Annotated in this window: 23 protein-coding genes and 1 pseudogene; 9 read left to right on the top strand and 15 right to left on the bottom strand. The window is 40.8% G+C overall.

Annotated elements, in window-relative coordinates; all coding sequences use genetic code 11:
- Positions 1 to 515: 515 nt before the first annotated feature.
- From D7Y06_RS25995 to D7Y06_RS14405, 6 genes are all read right to left on the bottom strand, one after another.
- Entirely contained in the window at positions 516 to 689 is a 174-nt protein-coding gene (locus tag D7Y06_RS25995; RefSeq protein ID WP_158591378.1) for a hypothetical protein, read from the bottom strand.
- 84 nt (positions 690 to 773) lie between these two features.
- Positions 774 to 2,000, bottom strand: a complete 1,227-nt coding sequence (locus D7Y06_RS14420; protein ID WP_120408477.1) for a site-specific integrase — start codon at positions 1,998 to 2,000, stop codon at positions 774 to 776.
- A 44-nt stretch (positions 2,001 to 2,044) separates the two neighbouring features.
- Positions 2,045 to 2,230: a CopG family transcriptional regulator gene (locus D7Y06_RS14415; RefSeq protein ID WP_120408476.1), complete on the bottom strand. Its 186-nt coding sequence runs from the start codon at positions 2,228 to 2,230 to the stop codon at positions 2,045 to 2,047.
- A gap of 107 nt (positions 2,231 to 2,337) precedes the next feature.
- On the bottom strand, positions 2,338 to 2,520 hold the full coding sequence (locus D7Y06_RS14410) for a DUF6462 family protein (RefSeq protein ID WP_120408475.1): 183 nt from the start codon (positions 2,518 to 2,520) through the stop codon (positions 2,338 to 2,340).
- Between the two features lie 222 nt (positions 2,521 to 2,742).
- Positions 2,743 to 2,919 (bottom strand): hypothetical protein, encoded by a 177-nt coding sequence (locus D7Y06_RS25990; RefSeq protein WP_158591377.1) that lies wholly within the window; start codon positions 2,917 to 2,919, stop codon positions 2,743 to 2,745.
- Between the two features lie 143 nt (positions 2,920 to 3,062).
- Positions 3,063 to 3,392 (bottom strand): helix-turn-helix transcriptional regulator, encoded by a 330-nt coding sequence (locus D7Y06_RS14405; RefSeq protein WP_120408474.1) that lies wholly within the window; start codon positions 3,390 to 3,392, stop codon positions 3,063 to 3,065.
- Positions 3,393 to 4,052: 660 nt separating this feature from the next.
- Between D7Y06_RS14405 and D7Y06_RS14395 the strand changes: the two genes are divergently transcribed.
- Positions 4,053 to 4,394, top strand: coding sequence for a MobC family plasmid mobilization relaxosome protein (locus D7Y06_RS14395; RefSeq protein WP_120408472.1), 342 nt, complete (start codon positions 4,053 to 4,055; stop codon positions 4,392 to 4,394).
- Positions 4,343 to 5,743 carry a relaxase/mobilization nuclease domain-containing protein gene (locus D7Y06_RS14390; protein WP_120408471.1) on the top strand — a complete coding sequence of 467 codons (1,401 nt, stop codon included), beginning with the start codon at positions 4,343 to 4,345 and terminating at the stop codon, positions 5,741 to 5,743. The genes D7Y06_RS14395 and D7Y06_RS14390 overlap by 52 nt, the downstream gene beginning before the upstream one ends.
- 578 nt (positions 5,744 to 6,321) lie before the next feature.
- Here the strand turns inward: D7Y06_RS14390 and D7Y06_RS14385 are convergent.
- Entirely contained in the window at positions 6,322 to 7,692 is a 1,371-nt protein-coding gene (locus D7Y06_RS14385) for a hemerythrin domain-containing protein (RefSeq protein WP_120408470.1), read from the bottom strand.
- 418 nt (positions 7,693 to 8,110) lie between these two features.
- Here D7Y06_RS14385 and D7Y06_RS14380 point away from each other — a divergent pair, with 418 nt between their 5' ends.
- Complete coding sequence (locus D7Y06_RS14380; protein ID WP_120408469.1) at positions 8,111 to 8,854, top strand: LytR/AlgR family response regulator transcription factor; 744 nt, start codon at positions 8,111 to 8,113, stop codon at positions 8,852 to 8,854.
- A 614-nt stretch (positions 8,855 to 9,468) separates the two neighbouring features.
- On the top strand, positions 9,469 to 10,143 hold the full coding sequence (locus tag D7Y06_RS27125; RefSeq protein WP_243119333.1) for a sensor histidine kinase: 675 nt from the start codon (positions 9,469 to 9,471) through the stop codon (positions 10,141 to 10,143).
- 71 nt (positions 10,144 to 10,214) lie between these two features.
- Here D7Y06_RS27125 and D7Y06_RS14370 read toward each other — a convergent pair whose 3' ends face one another.
- The 4 genes from D7Y06_RS14370 to D7Y06_RS14355 all read right to left on the bottom strand — a co-directional run bounded on the left by D7Y06_RS14370 (position 10,215) and on the right by D7Y06_RS14355 (position 12,877).
- Positions 10,215 to 10,454: a transposon-transfer assisting family protein gene (locus D7Y06_RS14370; RefSeq protein ID WP_120408467.1), complete on the bottom strand. Its 240-nt coding sequence runs from the start codon at positions 10,452 to 10,454 to the stop codon at positions 10,215 to 10,217.
- Between the two features lie 4 nt (positions 10,455 to 10,458).
- Positions 10,459 to 11,433: a DUF4316 domain-containing protein gene (locus D7Y06_RS14365; RefSeq protein WP_120408466.1), complete on the bottom strand. Its 975-nt coding sequence runs from the start codon at positions 11,431 to 11,433 to the stop codon at positions 10,459 to 10,461.
- A 611-nt stretch (positions 11,434 to 12,044) separates the two neighbouring features.
- On the bottom strand, positions 12,045 to 12,311 hold the full coding sequence (locus D7Y06_RS14360) for a helix-turn-helix transcriptional regulator (protein ID WP_120408465.1): 267 nt from the start codon (positions 12,309 to 12,311) through the stop codon (positions 12,045 to 12,047).
- Positions 12,312 to 12,622: 311 nt separating this feature from the next.
- Positions 12,623 to 12,877, bottom strand: coding sequence for a helix-turn-helix transcriptional regulator (locus D7Y06_RS14355; RefSeq protein WP_120408464.1), 255 nt, complete (start codon positions 12,875 to 12,877; stop codon positions 12,623 to 12,625).
- Positions 12,878 to 13,015: 138 nt separating this feature from the next.
- Between D7Y06_RS14355 and D7Y06_RS14350 the strand changes: the two genes are divergently transcribed.
- The 5 genes from D7Y06_RS14350 to D7Y06_RS14330 all read left to right on the top strand — a co-directional run bounded on the left by D7Y06_RS14350 (position 13,016) and on the right by D7Y06_RS14330 (position 15,031).
- Positions 13,016 to 13,360 carry a hypothetical protein gene (locus D7Y06_RS14350; RefSeq protein WP_120408463.1) on the top strand — a complete coding sequence of 115 codons (345 nt, stop codon included), beginning with the start codon at positions 13,016 to 13,018 and terminating at the stop codon, positions 13,358 to 13,360.
- The gene (locus D7Y06_RS14345) at positions 13,335 to 13,652 is read left to right on the top strand and encodes a hypothetical protein (RefSeq protein WP_120408462.1); all 318 of its coding nucleotides are present in this window, start codon (positions 13,335 to 13,337) and stop codon (positions 13,650 to 13,652) included. Before D7Y06_RS14350 ends, D7Y06_RS14345 begins: the two co-directional genes overlap by 26 nt.
- A 94-nt stretch (positions 13,653 to 13,746) precedes the next feature.
- Positions 13,747 to 14,028, top strand: a complete 282-nt coding sequence (locus D7Y06_RS14340; RefSeq protein ID WP_120408461.1) for a DUF6809 family protein — start codon at positions 13,747 to 13,749, stop codon at positions 14,026 to 14,028.
- A 45-nt stretch (positions 14,029 to 14,073) separates the two neighbouring features.
- Positions 14,074 to 14,745: a DUF6809 family protein gene (locus tag D7Y06_RS27985; protein ID WP_330566468.1), complete on the top strand. Its 672-nt coding sequence runs from the start codon at positions 14,074 to 14,076 to the stop codon at positions 14,743 to 14,745.
- 4 nt (positions 14,746 to 14,749) lie between these two features.
- Entirely contained in the window at positions 14,750 to 15,031 is a 282-nt protein-coding gene (locus D7Y06_RS14330) for a hypothetical protein (protein ID WP_120408460.1), read from the top strand.
- A gap of 145 nt (positions 15,032 to 15,176) precedes the next feature.
- Here the strand turns inward: D7Y06_RS14330 and D7Y06_RS14325 are convergent, their stop codons facing one another.
- The 4 genes and pseudogenes from D7Y06_RS14325 to D7Y06_RS14310 form a co-directional block, all read right to left on the bottom strand.
- Positions 15,177 to 15,383, bottom strand: a complete 207-nt coding sequence (locus D7Y06_RS14325) for a transposon-transfer assisting family protein (RefSeq protein WP_120408459.1) — start codon at positions 15,381 to 15,383, stop codon at positions 15,177 to 15,179.
- Between the two features lie 4 nt (positions 15,384 to 15,387).
- On the bottom strand, positions 15,388 to 19,290 hold the full coding sequence (locus D7Y06_RS28610) for a YodL domain-containing protein (RefSeq protein ID WP_120408458.1): 3,903 nt from the start codon (positions 19,288 to 19,290) through the stop codon (positions 15,388 to 15,390).
- Between the two features lie 19 nt (positions 19,291 to 19,309).
- Positions 19,310 to 19,981, bottom strand: a pseudogene (locus tag D7Y06_RS28605) (ArdC-like ssDNA-binding domain-containing protein); the annotation flags it as partial.
- Positions 19,982 to 20,066: 85 nt separating this feature from the next.
- Positions 20,067 to 20,909 (bottom strand): DUF6674 family protein, encoded by an 843-nt coding sequence (locus D7Y06_RS14310; protein ID WP_120408457.1) that lies wholly within the window; start codon positions 20,907 to 20,909, stop codon positions 20,067 to 20,069.
- Positions 20,910 to 20,964 lie beyond the last annotated feature (55 nt).

The raw sequence follows: 20,964 nt of genomic DNA, 5'->3' as shown, positions 1-20,964 counted from the left end.
TTTTCCTTGTCCTCACTATTTTCATAGTGTTTACTGTTTTAGGTTGCATCTCTTGCCTTGTTCGTTTTGTTTTGCGAAAAGCCAGCTCGAATCCGCTTTGCTTCTTCTCGCTGATTTGGCTTCGCCAAATAGTCTTTCGGTTTCTGCCGCTTAGACAAATAAAATTTGTCACGCTGCATAACCCTCAATCCAACTTTTCTCATTGATTCTCAAAATCTTTCAAGGTTATTTCACTGTTCAGTTATCAAGGTTCTCTGCTGTTGTTTTCTGCGACAGCTTTAATAGATTATCACATCTTTCGCTGTCTGTCAACAACTTTTTTAAATTATTTTCGAGAAAATTGTCTATTCACTATTTTCTCCGTATTTTGTTTTGGCTCTTTTCAATGCCAACTTGATCATACTAACACTTAAATATTAATATGTCAACTATATTTCGACATTTTTTTATTTTTTCTTTTTCGCCAGGGAAAATGCGAACTCGGCGTGTTCTTTGTTGTTATTAACTGTATTTGTTTAAGTTTTATGCAAATACACACCCATTTTTACATCAATTACATCATTTATTATGGCTTGCTGATTTTCTGTTGCCATTTTGTAGCCACGCCATCTAATTTCATGTCCAAATGGCTTAAATCGGCTTATTTCCGCCTTTTCTCGATACTTTTTCAATCGCTGCTCAGTCCACATTAGTCCACCAAGCAGCATTAGTTTGATGTAAATTTGATGTACTCAAGGTATGTGTCAGGAACGAATCCACTCACGGACTTTTTCCTAAAAAAACACGTTATTGTTTTGTAAAGTTTCAAATGTTTCCTGTTTCTTTTTTTCCGTCGTTTCTGCGTAAATATCCATCGTTGTCTTAATGCTGGTATGCCCCATGATACTTTGAATTACTTTCAAATTCGTTTCATGCTCACAGAGCCTTGTACAGAACGTGTGCCTGATATAATGACAGGTAAAATACGGAAGTAACACAGCAGCCCTTTCCTCCTGTTCTGCTCGGACAGTTTCATAAGCATTATAAGCCTTTGAAATTCTCTTGATTGCTTTGTTAATATCTTGATAACAGGAAATCTTTCCATTTTTATCAACAAAGACGAACCCGCTAAAACCGTCAATCGTGCATGAAGTAATATTATTATTCTGCTGCTTCAGGCGCTCGTTCTTAAGCATTTTTTCCACAGCATCTACCATTGGTATGGTACGCTTGCCAGCCTCCGTTTTGGGCGAGGAAAGAAACACTTCACGGCTTCCATTATGCTGCACATACCCCAGTGAATGGATTATAGTAATGGTCTTATTCTCAAAGTCCAAATCCTCCCAACGCAGTCCGAGTGCTTCTCCGATCCGGCATCCGGTTCCAAAAAGAAACGTAAATAAGGGCATCCATCTTTTCCATGTATAACTCTTTTCTGTAAAACTTAGGAATGCCCGCTGCTGTTCAATAGTCAATGGGTGTCTTACTACGGCATCATTTCCATGTTTTTTCCTAACCTCTGCCATTACCCCGTCTGTCGGGTTATTGCGTATCAAATCATCTCTGACCGCCATTTGAAATGCAGGGTGCAGGACGGAATGAATAGAATCAACAGTTCCTATCTTGATATTTCTCTCACGCAGCAGCGTATAATAAAAGAACCGTATATCGGAATATTTAATATCGTTAATCAGTCTTTTCCCGATATTATCCATTGCGTATGCCTCATATGTACGCTCGTATCTCAATCTGGTGCTTATTTTCAAGTCATATTTCGTTGCTAAATATTTCTCCACAAGCTGATTGAGTGTCATTTTTCCTCTGGCATATCCCTTTATTCCCTCCAGCCGTTCACGCTCCAGTTCATCTTCCTTCGCCCTCAGTTCGAGCAGATCGTTTGCATATAAAACGTGCCTTTTCCCATTCGGGTCTGTGTACTGATAGATATAACGTTTGTCTTTTCTCTGTCCCTCCCCTTTCCTAAGTATTCTGCCTTTTGAATCTTTTCGTGATTTTGACATAATGCACCACCTTCCTTTACCGCAGGAAGAAGCCACAATGCCATTTACCCGTTCTGTTCCTCATTCTCCTGCTCACGCAGCTTTTTGAAGCCCTGAACGAATATCTGTGTTATGGTAAGATTATGGTTGGCAGCATACTCTCTTACATCTGTATGCTCATCTTTCGTGAGGCGGATAAAAACACGCTCACTTCTCGGATTTTCCAATCTTGGTCTGCCCATTTTTGCCATCCGCTGTCAGCCTCCCTTCACAATCCTATCATTACAATACTACTTGTGCGCCGTAAAGTCAATACTTTTTGGCGCACAAAAAAATTGCCTTCATCCTGCTTACTTGTCTACACCCGAAAAGATTCCAAATACTCCTCAAAGATTGGAACGCTTACAAGGGTAATTCTGTTGATTTTATACACGGCACGAGCTTCCTGCGCAAGTTTCATAAAACTGTGCTTACTCATCGAATACCGTTCCGCCCCCTCGTCATATCTTATAAACTCTTTCTTCTTTATTTTAGCCTCCATTCTCCACCTCTTTCCTAAAGATTGTTCCTTTTCTCTTGCTATGGTTTTGGCATATCTGCCAATAAAAACACAGCCAATAATTAGGATATGCTTTTATTGGAAGATATTAAAAAAACACATACGGGTGACAGCTCATTACACTGTCCACATCGGTATCGCACCGTCATTCTATATTGACCGGAAAAACCGGAAGTATCATTATCAAAGATATGCCTCATTGCCTCATGTAACTGCTACACTTTTTGCCAGACATTCATCGCTCACTGCCTTAGCTTCAATACCAGATTTCAATATTCCCTCGCATACACTTTCACACAAAAATGAAAGCAGGCAGCTCTTGGCGTGTCCGCATAGCGGCTCCGCATATCCCACACGTCCCGTATGTATTTGCATATTCAATTTTCAAGGTACACCTGGACAAAATTTTCTGTCCGTTTTGGATAAAATCATTTCTGGACTTGTCAGCCCAAAAAGCACATAAGCACTCTCCGTCTGCTATGAACGGTTCTGTAAAGATTATGTGCTTTAGCGGAATGACAAGGTTAAATCTCCAGCTTATCGGGTCCGTATTTATGTAAAATCTGCAACAAAATTTTCTTATGTACGCCCTCTGCCTGTCTGTAAATCTCGCACAATGTATCTAACTCGTCAGCGGAAAGAGTATTCACATATGGCTTGTAATCGTCCCCTATATAAATTCCTCCATCTCCACCCTGCTTTGTATAGACCGGGAAGCCGGGGGATAAAGCCTGAATATCTCTCTGTATTGTGCGGGTAGTGACACCAAGTTCGTCTGCCAGTTCCCTCGCCGTTGTATGCCGCCGTAGAATCAGAATATTCATAATTTCCGTTCTGCGGTTAGTCGTATTCATGCTTCACCCCCCTTCTGCTAAATTTCAAATTCTATTGTAAAAAACGAACCCGACAAAACCCGTCTTATTCAAAAAAATAATTTAAAAAAATTTTTTTCAGTGCTGTTTGGCTTTACTGTTTTGACAGCCTCTATATCAAACCTTTCGTTTTTCCTGCCATCTTTTGTTGACTTTTCCCCTGCCGCTTGTTAAAATTTTTAGTGGATAAAATCATGAATTCTTAAAAGTACACTCAAACTGCTATGAGCCAAAGCAGGGTAATTCTGCCCTGTTCTGGTTGTGGCAGTTTTTTATTTGCCAAAGTAATCCTCTTACAGCCCAAATACAGAAAGACTTTACAAAAGACGGGCGGTAACGCCCTTATGTGTTGTAAGACACTCGCCTAAGCTCGTACAACACGCAAACTCCCTACGGGCAGTTTGCACAAGAATAGCAAGCACTGCCCATGTCATGACATGGGCTTCAATTTCCCCAAGTTTCTTACAAGTGGAAACTTGAAGAAATTGGCTTGCAGAGGGCATATCCCCCTGTCCCCCTAAAAGCGCAAAAGCCGCTGTGCCAGCTTACACATCGCTGACAGATTTTGCCAAAAAACCAGTCGCCGGATACGGCATAACCGACTGTATTTTTTTAACATTATTGCAAGAAAGGAACTTCAAAATGCCAAACAGAGAACGCAAAATTCCTATCCAGATTTATCTAAACGAGAACGAAGATTATATCCTCACGCAAAAGCAGAAAGCATCAGGAATGAAAGACAAATCCTCTTTCCTGCGGCATTTAATCATATATGGTTATGTCTATGACATTGACTATACAGAGCTGCGGGAATACAACTCTACGCTTGCAAAAATCGGAAACAACTTAAACCAGATTGCAAAGCGTATGAATGCCACAGGCAACATATATGAAGCCGATGTAAAAGAAGTAAAGGAGCTGATGCAAAAGGTATGGCATACACAAAAATCCATGCTATCACGGCAACCGTCCATAAAGCAGTAGACTACATCTGCAACCCCGACAAAACCGATGAGGGCATACTGATTTCCTCTTATGGGTGCAGTCCCGAAACCGCTGCATATGATTTCAAATTTGCGCTGTCAAAAACCAAACAGTCCGATCCAAATAAAGCCTATCACCTGATACAGTCTTTTCTTCCCGGCGAGGTTTCTTATAAGGAAGCCCACCAAATAGGCGTGGAGCTTGCAGACAAACTTTTAGAGGGGAAATACTCTTACGTTGTCAGCACACATATAGATAAAGGACACGTCCACAATCACATCATTTTCTGCGCCGCTGATAACATCAACCATGAGAAATATCATGACTGTAAAAAGACCTATTATAACATCCGCAGCCTAAGCGATAACCTCTGTCGGGAGCATGAACTTTCCATTATCACTCCGGGAGAAAAACGGGGCAAAACTTACAAGGAATGGCAGGCTGGCAAAAACGGTTCTGCATGGAAAGAACAGTTAAAAGCCGACATTGACGAAGCTATAAAAAACGCCGCAACTTATGAAGACTGTATTGAGCTGATCCGGGCAAAAGGTTACGAGGTCAAGGGCAGCGGCTTCGAAGAAAACGCACACAAATTTATCTCATTCCGTCCTCTAGACAAAGAGCGTTTTATCCGTGGCAGTGCAAAGTCTTTAGGCGCAGAGTACACCAAAGAACGCATCAAGAAACGCATCGAGGAAAAGGCACTTACAAAGGATAAAAAGCATGTACCATTTCCGACCAGAAAGAAGCCCATTGTCAAAGATTATTCAAGGAAAAATCTCATTGACACCACCGAGGATAAGTTCGCACAAAGCCCCGGCTTAAAACATTGGGCTGATATTCAGAACCTTAAAATTGCTGCTGCAAGCTACAGTCAGGCAGGCTCCATTGCAGAGCTTGAAAAGCAGGTTGCCACCAAGTCCGCACTGGCAAAAACAGCCCGTGAAAGCCTTGTGGAAACCGAGCGCCAGCTAAAAGATTTAGGGCAGATTTTAAAGTATGCGGAACAATACAAAGCCAACCATATCTATCATGTACGCTACAAAAAATCTAAGGATAAAGATGCCTACCTACGCTGCCATGAAACAGAGCTTATCCTCCATGACGGTGCGGAAAATATGCTGAAACGCTTTGGCATTGATACCAAAAATCTTGATGTTGAAAAGCTCCGCAGCGACTATAATACCCTCTATTCCAAGAAGCAGACTTTACAGAAAACCTATAAATCTGCTGAGAGAGAAGCCGCTGACCTGAACCGAAAACTGGATAACCTCAACCAGTATCTTGACCGCAATCCAGAACAGCAAGTTACCGACAAAAAGATTGACAAAAATACGCAATACCTCTAAATTCGACATTAAAAAAAGTGTATCGTTTAGAAGTTCATACTTCCTCACGATACACTTTTTATTGTGTGGCAATCCGCCGATGCTTTTCTTTGTACACTTTCGTGCTTTCTTATGTCCTTTTATCATAATACTCTCCATTTGCATATCAAAACTATCGAAATATTTCCATATCAATCAACAGTTTTTACACTACTATTTCTTCCCATATATTAAAGGCATACTGCAATCACATTTTTAATGATACGCAGTACGCCCTCCAAAATATAGGCTTTTCTTTTACTATCTGTAATCGCATCAGTTCATCACATAAAATTCTTAAATACTGTCATCTTTATGCTTTTACATCAAATTCATTCAGGACTTCCATACCAACGATAGCGTTTACGTCATCCACAAGGAATATTGCCCACTTGCTTTATTCCTTTTTATCGCTTGTTGCTTATAGGTTTTCTTCCCGTTGTACAAGACCACTTATCAGTAACACTGCTTTTATTTTCCCATTAGCAACGCTTTGCATTGAATCCTCCTAGCAGACTGTTTCTATGCATCCTTTCATAATTAGTATTCTTTCTCTGATATCATGAATTAGCCTTCCCTTCGTTGTTAAAGAAACGATCCACTTCCTTCTTGATTAATTCTGGTGAAAGCGATTTAGACAAATATCCCTGTGGCTTAAGCCGTATCACTTTTTTGACACTTTCTCTATCTACCCTGTTGGTCAAAAAAATAATTGGAATATCCGCAAATCCCTTCTCAGAACGAATCATATCCAAAATTTGTTCTCCATTGCAGACAGGCATCTCATAATCCAATAAAATTAAATCTGGTCTACTTAGTGTAATACTTCTGAAAGCAGATAATCCTGATGTTGCTGTCACCACCTCATAGTCCTTTTCTAACAGTTGGTGTAGCATCATCAACATAAATTCCGAATCATCAACCAAAAGTACCTTTTTCTTTTCGCTTGCCGTAGCTCTTTCTGCCTTGTTATGACTCAGGTACTTCTCAACCTTATCCATAGCGTTTTCCATAACAATAGAAGCTCCGCTCTCGCTCTCAAATGTATCTGATGTCGTCATACAGTATGCAAAATATCCCTTTCCAGTGTCAAATAGCAGGCTGCACTGCGGTTTATGTTTCTCAAATATCCTCTGAAATTGTTCATAATTCAGCAATTGTTCTTCCTTTATCTCAACATCTGCCAAAGACGGAAAATGCTCTTTGATGTATTCTATAAGCTGTCTTGCCGTATATCTTGCCGCATTCATTATCAAAGCATCTATAGCTTTTGCTTTTGCGTCTATTACGCCGCCAATGGTACTGACAATTAATTGTTCTTCAAAAATGAGAAAAAACTCCCATCTCTTTTTTTCCTCAGTTTCATAAATCAGGCGGTAATAAATTCCGTTCCCAAACTTCTCACCACCATAACAATTACTAATCTGTTGAGGATTCAACAGAAACATACTATGTAATTGGCTGACGATTACCTGTCCCATCACTGCTTGTTCTTCCTCTGGCAGAAGGTTTTCCCATCGTTCCGGAACTGTTCCACTTACGATAGCCTGATCTTCTACCAAAGCATGCCCGACCAACCAGCCTGCACATACACCCAAAAAATGCTCAATCGCATTCTCCGAATAGTCCATCTGCTCCAATTCTCTTTCAAGTGCCGGCAGCGTTGTTTCACGAAAATTTCTGTGTAGACGTGCATGTGTTTCAAGCCCTTTATAGCCAATAGATGCCATATAATCTTCCTCATCTTGGAAATGCTTAAGAGCATGATCCTTAAAATATTTCACTGCTTCCTGACAAACCCACTGGCTTTTCTCCTCTTGTTGTCCGAAATCAAACAATCTGCCAAGAATCCTGAACAACTTTTTATGCTCTTTATCAATAATCTCCACTCCGATTTCATATCGCTTGTTCCAAACCAGCTTCTCTCCCATATTCTGTCCTCCACTTTATTTCAGTAAATAATTTATTCTATTTCAAATATTTTTAAGCAAATAAATAGAAATCTACTTTCAATTATATCATAAAACAACATCATTACCCCCCCCAATTTTTCGCATATTCACCCCTTTTTTCGCAAAGAATTATTGTATCACACCTTTTACGACAAACGCATGAATGAATATTTTTTAACAAATAAAGTAAAACCAGAGTAAGTATGCAGAAATTTTTCTGAAATTGTGTTATCGTGTCACACTATCAAAAAGCAATTTACATTTCCTCAGAAATAGTGTATAATCATTTCTTTAGACAACACTCATGCCAACACTAATGTCTGAAAAAAGATATCAGTAGTAAATCGAAAACCAGCTAGCACAAAGAATGATTTGAATCTGGAGGCAACAAACCCATATGAAACTTGTAATCTGTGACGACAACCTAAAAGATTTGAACGAATTAGAAAGTCTGCTTATTAAATATGAAAACCACCGGTCTGATATTTGTTTTGAAATAGAAAAATTTTCTGACTCCTCTACACTGTTACATAAATTACAACATAATGAAGCGGCAGATATTTATATATTGGATATTATCATGTCACAAACAACAGGAATCGATCTTGGAAATGAAATCAGAAAAACCAACGCCCTAAGTACAATTATCTATGTTACTACATCCGACGTTTTTGCTATGGACGCCTACAATATCCACGCCCTAAGATATTTGCTAAAGCCAATTAAAGAAAATAATTTTAATGAGGCACTTGATTACACCCTATCACACATGAATGCTAAAAGTGACTCCGTCTATGTGGTGAAAACAAAAACAGGGCTGGAATCTATCCTATATTCCCAAATCGAATATATAGAAAATTTTTCCCGGAAACTGAAAATTCATTTGACAAACGGGGAAATAGTAACAAGCATTTATATTCGGGAATCCTTTGAAAAAGAGATAGAAGAACTTATAAATTCCCATAAATTTGTGTATGTTCATAAGTCATTCCTAATTAACATGAATTATATAAGAACAGTGCTTCAACATGCAGTAGTAATGGACAGCGGCATAAGCATTCCTATCAGCAAAAAAAAATATCCTGATGTTAAAAAGGAATATCTTTTGTACATCTCAAATAATATACATAAGGAGACATAATGAATTATTTAACAGCCTTTTCCTATATCATAAGCCATATTTTTCTGATATTATTTTTTTATCTGTTTATGATACACCGCTACTCCCAAATCGCTACCCTCCTGATTTACTTCCTATTATTTTCAGTTTTATGCATACTGGATTTCTTCAAGTTAATCCTATTCCCTGACAGCGCCCTATGCTATGTTGTTTCAACCATACTTCAAATCATTGCAACCCAGACATCAGCTTTTTTTACTGCCAGAAGGCAAAACTACCAGACTTTGTTTATAGGACTTAGCGCATCCAGTTATGTAATAGCAGGAGCTGTCTCATCGGCAATCATAAAAATATATACTGGCAACTCTATTTTGGCTATAATAGGAAGCACTGCTGTACACTTTGGAATCCTAGTGTTTTTATCTTTCACAATCAGAAAACCTTGTTTAAGATTTCAGGAAAAAGGCTATGAAAAGGGTTGGTGGAAGATGTGTCTGATTCCTATATTTTTTTACTGTAGCGTTTCCTTTATTGCATTTTTCCCACACACACTTTATGACAATCCAGATAATATCATAGGTACTGTATTTATTGTTATAACTATGTTTGCATCCTATATCATCGTACTCAGTTATATGGAAAGCGAATCAAAAAGAATTGCAAGTTACTGGGAAAATAAACTTCAGGAATCGTATATTCAGGGGCTGGAAAATCGGCATTATCTTGTGGAGCAGGCAGAGCAGAACCTTAAAATATTACATCATGATATACGACATTATTCCCAAATCATTGATTCCCTGTTAGAACAGAAAAGATATGAAGAAATTAAAGAAATAAATGAACAAATTAGCCATATGGCAGACGAAAATAAAGTAAAGGAATACTGTAGTAATCTCATTGTCAATACCATCCTCTCAAACATGATGGACAAAGCCCTCTCGCTTGATATCAGAGTAGACCTTAACGCCAAGATACCAAAAGAAATACCAGTAAATGATTATGAACTTACTATTGTTGTCGCAAATTTATTTGAAAATGCCATCCAGTGCGTAAAACCTTTTGAAAAGGAAAAAAGATATATAGAGATAGAAATCAATTGCATGAACAATCAATTATTCATCCAGACAAAAAACGAATACGAAGGGGAAATCATTCTGGATTCCATCACAAAACTTCCAAAAAGTAAAAAGAATGAGAACCACGGGTGGGGAATGCAGAGCATATTGTCCTTCTCTAAAAAAATTGGCGGCACCGTAGGTTGTTATTTGGATAACGGCATTTTTCATATTATGCTATATGCCAAATTTTAAAACCTTGGTTATAATTTACTAATTAACATCGTCCTATAACAAGTACAAAAAACAGGCTTCTCGCCCATATTTTAAGTGGGAGAGAAGCCTGTTTCTGTTACATTTTGCTCCGCCTCGATCATTTCAAGTTGTTCAAATTCTTCCTCGGTCATGTTCTGCAACTTTCCTATTGTCCTATGGGATAATTCCTCTATATCCGGATCATCAAGGTATGGCAAAGCTTTTCCCAAATCCTCTATGACCTCGCTCCTGTTTTCACTTGCAAATATGCAGATTAAATTTATTTCTTCTACAGTAAAATTATGGTTCATATCCTTACATCTCTCTCTGATTATTTTTTATGTTTTCCTGCATTTCATGATCTTTTCTCTTACCGGAAACAAGCGCCTTTTTCTCTGAAAGGCGAGCTTTTAGGGAAGTTTTTGCTGCAGGACGCTCCTGCTCTTTTTTGTTTTCTTCCTTACTTACTTTCTCACCTGCACTGTTATTCAGCACATTATCGACCATGTTGTAATTCTGTTCTTCCGTTTCCTCAATCTTTGCAAGGGGCTTGTATTCTGCCAGCTTTTCAAGTAGCTCCACAGCCTTCTTTCTTTCCTCCGGCTCTGTCCCATCCGTAGCTATCTCAGTAAGCCACAGTGCCATATCGTGTGTATCTCTCTGCTTTAGGGCTTCCGCGAGCTCTGATACATTCTCCGTCATGCTCTGGCTGTTGTCATGGTAAAGGGCGGCATCATAATCATATGTAAAGCGGTCAATCTCCACCGCAAGCTGTTCTGCAGGTGTCAGACCGGGCATACGCTTTTCCCATACCTTCGCTTCAAGTTCCTCGCCCATATTGCCGTCTATCTCCATTTCCGGCAGTTTCGCCACAAGCTCCGCAATCACTTCCATCGCCTGCGGACTGTCTTTTATATCAGGGATAAACTCTAAAATATCAAGGTCAATCCTGTTCCCTGATAAAATGTCAGCTTCCACATCTTCAAACGCCTCCGTTCCCGGTGTATGGATATTGATGCCGATTGCAGGGATACCGTTCATGCGCTCCGGCGGTATCTGTTTCCAGATTGCGACAGCCTCATCCACAGTAGGAATATTCTCATAAAACTCGCCCATAGTGTGAAATTCGCCGCACTCCGCCACGGTCAGTGTAACTTCCGGTTCTGCCTGTTCCGGGAATAAAGTTTCCCGCAGACCTTTGTATGCAATGTTTTCTCCGTCAAATATGGTGATCTGGTCAGTTTCATTCGACATTAAAAAAGGTGTATCGTTTAGAAGCTCCCACTTCATCACGATTTACCATTTTATTGTGCGGCAATCCGCCTGCGTTTTTCTTTGTACACTTTCGTACTTTCCTATAGCCCTTTATCATAACAATCTCCATTAGCATATCAAAACTATTGGCAGATTGCCATGCCGGACAATAGTTTATATACTTTTGTTCTTCTCACATATTGAAGGGCATACTGCACTCACACAAATTATAAAATGCAGTACCCCCTCCCATACAGATACTATTCTTTTACTTCCTTTAACTACACCAAACAAGACCATTCACGAAACAAATCCAAGTATCCATAAAAGAAAAATTTTCAACTTTAGACATTATACCATTTTTTTCCCTTTTCAAGAAATATCTTATATTTTTTAGTAATTCTGTCAATATATTTTTTCTAATTTTTTATAAACAAATCTGCTTTTTTCTACAACAATATGGTTGGGTTATTATAGAAAGAATTCAAATGAAAACATTAAATAAGAATAACTCAACGTCAACTTCACTCACAAATATTCCCACCATTTGCCTTTCTCCGTTTTTCACAGACACATTCTTTGTTATACGATCATCCACTATCGTTTTGCTGTTTCCTGCTGATTTTAACGGCATTCTGGAAAGTAAACTACTCTATATCAGACTCGTTTATCCGAAAAGACAAATCAGCAAAAATTTCATCAAAGGTAGCGTGATAAAGTTCTTTAAGAGCCAAGAGGACGCTTACCCTAATATTATGACGTCCCAACTCTATCTGAGAAATAATCTCCCGACTCATAATGAATCCCATTACCTGTAGTCGTGCAGCGACAGCCTCTTGAGATAACTTGTTTCGCAGGCGCAAGGCTTTCAAATTAGAACCTATGGAAATATCCTGATTAATAACAGATGACATACTTGTTTTCCTTCCTGATTTTTTTGGAATAATATCATTCCAATATTGATTTTAGCGAAGGAATAGTGCAAAATCGGAATGGATTCATTCCATAGACAAATTTTTTAAATTGTTAATAAGAAAGTTGGTGAATATGCAATGAGAAACTTTCAAGAGATAACCAACAGGGTACACATACAAGAAATACGCTCTTTTATGTTAGATGGCATTGACTTTTTGCCTTTCTCCGTTTTTCACAGACAAATTCTTCGTTACATGATCATTCACTATTGTTTTTTCCTACTGATTTTAACGACATTCTGGAAAGTGAACTACTCGTTTATCCGAAAAGATAAATCAGCGAAAATTTCATCAAAGGTAGCGTGATAAAGTTCTTTAAGAGCCAAGAGGACGCTTACCCTAATATTATGATGTCCCAACTCTATCTGAGAAATAATCTCCCGACTCATAATGAATCCCATTACCTGTAGTCGTGCAGCGACAGCCTCTTGAGATAACTTGTTTCGCAGGCGCAAGGCTTTCAAATTAGAACCTATGGAAATATCCTGATTAATAACAGATGACATACTTGTTTTCCTTCCTGATTTTTTTGGAATAATATCATTCCAATATTGATTTTAGTGAAGAAATAGAGTAAAATTGGAATGTATTCATTCCATAGACAAATTTTTTAAATTGTTAATAAGAAAGTTGGTGAACATGCAATGAGAAATTTTAAAGAGATAATCAACAGGGTACACATACAAGAAATATGCTCTTTTATGTTAGATGGCATTGACCTTACAGGTTGGAATGATAAACCGACTGAGGAAAGCTATGAGGATAGACTGCAAAAAGGGGAAGCACCTATATGGGAGCTTCTTGAAAATCTCTATCCTGATGGAGATAGAAAAGACGAAATTTACGATCTGCTCAGTAAAGCTATAATTACAAATCAGGAAGTTTACACAGAATTAGGAATAAGGCTGGGAGCAAACCTGATTTTTGAACTCCTCAAATCAAATCCGTTAAAGGAGCATGGGCATGAAGAAAATAACAAAGAGGGATAAACAAACAATCCGGTTCCTAAAATGGATAAATAAATACCCCGGTTGGTGGCAATTAATCTGTACCCCGAATGATGAACATATGAATATAAACATGATGAATATGCTGATAAAACATTTAGCACAGGAACAGTTGTATGAAATTATATTTGTACTTTTAATGGTACACAGAAAGGAAAAATACGTGAAAGATATTTCCAATTCCATGCTACTTGATATGGTGTCAGAGAATTGGGGAGGAAAAAGGAAAGACAGGAAACAGATAATAAAAAACATCCTTAAATATTTTGAATAAGTAAATAGGCAGCCTGAATAATATCAGTATTATTGGATTACGAAATTCGAAATACTAAAATTTTTTTTAAAAAGCGGAAAGGAGGGATAACAGAATGGGAAAGATTTTGGACGCATTTTTGACCGACCAGCTTCATGTAGACAGCGGAACGGAACAGCTCACTCCCGAACATAAGGCACTATGTGAAAAAAGCATGGCACTTCAAAATCAGTTAGCCGAAACGCTGAACGACAAACAAAAGGCGATATTGGCACAATTAGCGGAAACAAAATTCGAGGAAAGCTGTTGTGCTGAACAGGCAAAATTTGAGCGCGGTTTCCGACTGGGCGTTCTGATAACGTCAGAAATTTATTATGCGCAGGACACATTTCTTTAAGCGAATATACAGCTTGAAAGCAATTAATCAGCTAAAGGAGGTACTATGAATAAAAAACAGACCTATATCACTGACGAGGAAAGAGAAAACTGTCAAAAGGTTGTGGACGCTTTTGCAGAATTATTTGAAAACCAAGATCTAACCGTTGTCAATGCTGGCAAGTACGGTTTTATAAAATTACAGTATTACAGAACTCATATGGGCTTTGACAACGCATTTTCCTTCAATGACAGCAGAAGTCTGTTCAATGACCTTTGGGCAGAATGGCTTGACACGCAGCTTCTCGATATTGCAAGCGACACACCCATGAAGGAAATGGATTATGAGGACATACTGAAATGTCTGCCGCCAGAAAAACAGCAGGAACTTTCAGATATGAGGAAACGCTTTGCAGAAAAGGCAGGTGTTGGGGATACCGCACAGAAAAGCGTGGAAAACAAAATGAGCATTTTGGAGCGCCTGTATATGGGAGAATTATGCCCCCTTGAAGAAAGCGTCTGCAATGACACAGACTATCATTCCCTGTTAGACAAAATCAGGACGGAACGCCATTATTTTGAGGGAATATTGTCAGAAGAAAACAAGGAACGGTTTGAAGAATGGAACATGATGATTTTTCGTCATGAGGATATAGCAAACTATAAAAGATTTGCACAGGGTTTTAGACTGGGCGCAATGCTTGCGTCTGAAATATATTCGGGGAGTGAGGGCAGATAAGCACATGAAAAAAACAAAAAGCCTGTTGGATTTATTTGTAAGGCATAGGACTTACAAAATCTTGGACAGAGCGGCTGAAAAAAACAGGTATTACCGCGCCACTCTAAAAGAGCAAGACAGAGCGTATGACGAACTACAAAAAGCAGGACTGAACAAAGAACAGAAACACATTGTTGACAAGGCACTCTCCGCTCTAAATGCAAACGGGACAGCATACGGAAAAGTTGCTTACAGATTGGGCTTGCATGATGGCATACGGCTTATGTTGGAAGTGAATAAACTCTAACTACAAAAAATTAAATAGCTGCATATCTGAAAAAAGCATACACGGATTATGCTGATATACTCCCTGATTGGTTCATGCTACAAAAAAACAGGCTTCCCCGTCCGCAAATAGAACGGACAGGACAACCTGTTTTTCTTTGTTTGTTTTAATCGGCTTCTGCCAGCTCAAGCCATTCAAATTCTTCATCGGTCATGTCATGCAGTTTTCTGACTACACTGATGGACAATTCCTCCATGTACGTATCTTCCAAATATGGCAAGGCTCTTTCAATATCCTTTATAACCTCGCTCCTGCTCTCTCCTGCAAATACGCAGATTAAATTTACTTCTTCCACGGTAAAATTATGGTTCATATCCTTACATCTCCCTCTGATTATTTTTTATGTTTTCCTGTGCTTCATGGTCTTTTCCCTGACCGGAAACAAGTGCCTTTTTCTCTGCAAGGCGGGCTTTTAAGGAAGCCTTTGCCGCAGGGCGTTCCTGCTCTTTTTTATTTTCTTCCCTCCCCGCTTTTTCCCCTGCTCCGTTATTCAGCACATTATCGACCATGTTATAATTCTGTTCTTCCATTTCCTCAATCTTTGCAAGGGGCTTGTATTCTGACAGCTTTTCAAGCAGCTCCACAGCCCGCTTTCTTTCCTCCGGCTCTGTCCCGTCCGCAGCTATCTCAGCAAGCCACAGTGCAATATCATGTGTATCCCTCTGCTTTAAGGTATCTGCAAGCTCTGATACATTCTCCGTCATGCTCTGGCTGTTGTCATGGTAAAGAGCGACATCGTAATCATATGTAAAACGGTCAATCTCCACTGCAAGCTGTTCTGCAGGTGTCAGACCGGGCATACGCTTCTCCCATACCTTCGCTTCAAGTTCCTCGCCCATATTGCCGTCTATCTCCATTTCCGGCAGTTTCGCCACAAGCTCCGCAATCACTTCCATCGCCTGCGGACTGTCTTTTATATCAGGGATAAACTCTAAAATATCAAGGTCAATCCTGTTCCCTGATAAAATGTCAGCTTCCACATCTTCAAACGCCTCCGTTCCCGGTGTATGGATATTGATGCCGATTGCAGGGATACCGTTCATGCGATCCGGCGGTATCTGCTTCCAGATTGCGACAGCTTCCTCCACAGTAGGGATATTCTCATAAAATTCTCCCATAGTGTGAAATTCGCCGCACTCCGCTACGGTCAGCGTCACTTCCGGCTCTGCCTGTTCCGGGAATAAAGTTTCCCGCAGACCTTTGTATGCAAAGTTTTCCCCGTCAAATATGGTGATCTGGTCAGTTTCCTCATTAAACTCTATGGAGAAGTCCAGCCTGTCCCCCTGCTCAATAGAAGCATGGTCTGCCGCTTCTATCCGTTCCCCGTATTTTCCCATTTCCACAAAAGGCTTGTCACATTCCGCATAGGCTTTACACAGCCCCTCCGCATCCAGCCCGCTGGTGTTCTTAAACCACCGTTCCTCGTCATTCATGCGGATATTAAAAATACTGACCGGCTCTTTCTCCCTTGCTTCACGCACTCCCTCCAGATAGTCCTCCACCTGCGGGAGATACGTTTCAAGGCTTCCCGTCCTCTGTGCTGTGATCGGGTTAATATCCACTTTTACCCCGCCGATGTGAAGCCCGTCCTCATTAAACGTATCAAACAGCACATCTTCACGCTCATTCGTGGAAAGCTCCACTACCACATCAAGGTCAGAGCCTTCACGCTCCAAGCCCCGGCACCGACTCCCGACTACTGCCACATCCACAATCTCTGCATCTATGCCATGTTCATCTAATTGTGCCTGCACATGGCATTTTATAGTTTCCTCAATCTCTGCTGGGTTCATTTCGCTGATTTCATGGAACAGCTCGTTTGTCTTTGCCTTGAAATTTTCAACCACATTTCCCGGTGCCTGCGGTTCGATATGGTCTGCCGCTTCCACCTTTTCCATCAATCCATCATAATCAATCGGTATCAGCTCATCATCATCGCCAATGCTGCCCTTTACACCATTGTCAAATGGAACTTCTCGTAAATCATCTACGATATCATCAGCTATCTCTTGAATATTCACACCGGTTTTTTCATACACACCACTTTCAATCTCCTTATAGTCCATATTCATAATGGAATAGTCATAACCGCTGTCTGTTTCCTGTATGCTGATGAAGCGGTCTGCTATCTGAAAGGCAAGCTCTGTTTCCGCCGCTTTCCTCGGTTCCGTTTCTAACTTCTGGACATTGTGTCCAGAAGTGTCCTGAAAGCCTTCTAAGGACTGTTTCATCTCTGCAAGCACCTGGTCTTTTTCATCTCCGAGGTCAATGATCTCGTCACCGTCCTCTGTATCCTCAAATTCCGGCATTTCAGCCGGCTTTTTCGGCTCGCTCTGCTCTTTCTGCGGTTCTGTTTTTTCTGTTTCTGTCTGTTCCATTTCCGTCTGTTCCGGTTCCAACTTCTGGACATTATGTCCAGAAGTGGTGCTTTCCGCAATTTCTTCCTCCTGCTCCTCAGCGGCTCTTGCCTGCTCAATGTCTTTGTACTCATTTTCCATTAGACCGAGAAAAGCCGTCCCCATTTCTTCATAGGAAATCTGCTTTTCGGCATTCCCAAAAGTAACAGTCACAGCATCCCTGCCAAATAATACTGCAACATCATCATTTTCGTCTGCTTCTATTACCCTCTCATGACCGCCGATGAGAGCCTTTGCCAGCTCCTCACGGATATCCTCGCCGCCCTGCATACGGCGGGCTAAATCATATATCTTTGGCTCCGGCACCATGCCATCGCCGTACAATGCTTTTTCGCTCGGCTTGAATTTGTCGATATATCCATCTTCAAAAAAACGATACCCCAAATCTTCAATTTCGTCCCATGCAAGAAACTTTTTCGCAATCAAAGGCGCATTATCTGTTTCAAGGAATTGTTTTTCTTCGTCGGTAAGCCCTTTTTCCGCTTTATCCGCCTCCTGTTCTTTTATGCCCTCCATTTCACGCAGAAAATCAGGAAGCATGGTAAACCCAACCGAATCCACAAAGTGTGCGCTGTTCTTTCCATTCTCATGCAGCACCACAATGTCACTGACAGAAAGGGAATGCCCCTTATAATCTGCCGGGTGGTCTATATTGAATTTCTCATAGAGCGCTTCCAGCTTATCCCCCTGTGTCTGCAACCTTATGAAGTCCTTCGATAATTCCGACAGTTCTCCCACATAGACCAGATTATAGTTTTCCGATTTTATGGCATCCAGATTGTCCTTTATGATGCCCCTGCGCTTTAGGGATTCTGTGCCTGCAAAGTGGAAATCACGAAGCTCTGGATTGTCTTTTAACTGATAGATTCCGTATTTATCGGTATCGCCATATAAAAGTGGTGCCTCCTTGCTTGCGCCGCTTTCCGCAAGCTCTGCCTGCATGGAGCGCAATCCCCTCTCATTCTCCCAATCGCTCTTTTCAATGCCAAAAATACCCTCATGCCCCGTAATCTGTTCTTTATCCTCTATTAAGGTTTCCGAACCGTCCTTATGGAGCTGGTACACGGCAAGGTCACTGTCAAACAGTTCTAATGCCGTTTCTTTTGTAAGCGGGAGCATTTCTTCCCATGTATAACCGTATTCGTGCATTTCCGACAGACCAATCATGCCATCGGGAAGTGCATCAATTTCCGCCTGTGCGTCAATGACCGTCAGCGCTGCATTGGCAGGCTCATTTTCAATCCTGTATGCCAGTACCTCCGCCAGCTCTTTTGTTTTCTCGTAATCGTCCAGCTTGTACCCGTAATTTACAATCAAATTTCTTTCATCAGGGGAAAATACGCCTTTTCCATGTTCCAGACGGTGTATGATAGATGATGCATATTCCATTCCGGATAACTCTTTTTCAAGGGAAACTTCCTCTGCTTTTAGGTCTACCGCAATATCAAAAAATTCCGGCATACCGCTGTTCCTGCCGTCTTTTACGATGATAGGCACATACTCAGCACCGTTTTCCTCCATAAAATCCTGAATATTTCCGTCCCACTCATTCTCCTCCAGCGCCGCCAGCTTATGGGCAAGGTCAAGCGCCTGCTCCCGTGTCATGTTGGTAATCTTGTCAATCTCATATCCGTCATTTTCCCTGTATATGATTTTCAGAACCACATCACTGTCCTTAATCGGCTCATTGGCTTTTCTGTCCATCTCCATCGCATATTTGACATCTGTTATCGCATGGGTGTCGGTATCATAGATGTAATCTACATGAAATTCCTCTACTTCCTCCGACCTGTCATCCCCCAAATGGGTAACCCATATCTTCCTTGTTTACTTCCTTATTGTGCAGCATGGAATGGGCTGTTTCATGCACCATTGTCTTTAATGTCTGGCTCTCGCTCATGCCCTCCTGCACCGCAATCCGGTTTTCCTCTATGTTAAAATATCCCTTTGAATCACCGGGAATGTCCTCAAAACCGATTGGAGCAGGGGCAACATAGGTGACTGCCTTGATAAAATCCTCATAACCCTCCACCGTGGAAAAAAGCTCTTTTGCTTCCAGTTCTGGAAGCGGCTCTCCGTCCGTCTGCGATACGTCAAACACCGACACGGCACGGAAAGCGGGAATTTTAATCTCGACTTCCTCCGTCTGCGGCATACCGTCCTTATCAAGCATAATCTCCCCGGTCACAGGGTCTAATTTATCCCGTTCCTCTTTTATTTTATAAGGGGCAGGGGCAAGGATACGGATTCCCTTCTCCCCCTTGTTTACATGGCGGTTGAAATTCTTCTGCCATGCCTGGTATCCTGCAACTAAGGTTGCTTCGGGCTTCTGTAAGGCAATCAGAAGTGTGTTGTTAAAACTGTAATTATGGAATTTTGACATGGTAGAGAGGTAGCTTTTATATTTCTCGCTCTCAAAAAGCTCCTTTAAGCCCTCCTCCAGCTTGTCAGTGATCTCTTTTACTTTCTGCTTTTCTGTTTTTGCATCTGCCATATGGTTATTTCTCCCTTTCCTCCATAAAAGCAGAAAACAGATAAGTTTCCCTATCTGTTCCCGCTCTGGATATTTTTATTGATATTTATAAACATTCCGCCTTGCTCTTTGTTTTTGCCTTGTCCGGTTCTGGCACTTTTTTCTGCTGGTCTGTTTTTGCTTTCATCTGTGAAAGTTTATCCTTTAAGGACGCCCGACTGCCTTTCTCCGCCTCTTTTCCGACACTGAAACGCTCAGACAGCCGATCCAGCTTTTCAAATGCCCTGTCCACGGAAGCAATCACTTTCCGCAGATTTTCCACCGCCTTTTTCACAGGCTTATTGATTACCCTTGTCAGACCGACACCCGGCTTTTCGTCCAATACTTCCTTCGTTCCCTTTCCGGCTAACAGCCTGCCCACGTTGGAAACACTGTTCCCGATCTGCTTTAATTCATCACCGATGCTGTCTATCTGGTTGGCTGTCTTTTGGTAGTCCAGCATTACCTCGGTCAGCCGCTCACGGTAATCCGCAAGCGCTGACTTCATACCGGAAATTCCTTTCTGGACAACACTGCACATTTCCGATTTCCCTTTTTCCTTAAAGGCATTGACCGCCTGCGCCGCTGTTTCCACTAAATGGTCTTTTATTGCAGAAAGGCGCTCTGATAAATCTGTGATTTTCTCCTGAAGCCGCTCCACTTTAGCCATAAGGTTCTCTTTGACCGATTTCGGCTGGTTTTCCTGCAACTGTTCAAGCTGCTGTCTGACACCCTGTAACTCGTCCGCCATCACCGCAAGCTGTAGCTGCATACCTGCCACATACTTGAAAAGCTCCATGAAGTCCTGTGACTGCTCTCCCATGTTCTGCTGGTTAAGCAGCTCCATGAACTGCTTTAACACATCATTTTCCTCCGCAAATTGTTTGGTACTCTGTTCTGCTGTTTCCATTTCTTATTACCTCCGTTTGTTTTATTGACTGCATAATAAAAGACAGCCTTTCACT

The sequence above is a fragment of the Roseburia sp. 1XD42-69 genome (assembly GCF_003612565.1).
GTDB lineage: Bacteria > Bacillota > Clostridia > Lachnospirales > Lachnospiraceae > Roseburia_B.
The sequence above is the reverse complement of the archived record's forward strand: the minus strand, read 5'-3'. Positions and strand labels throughout refer to the sequence as shown.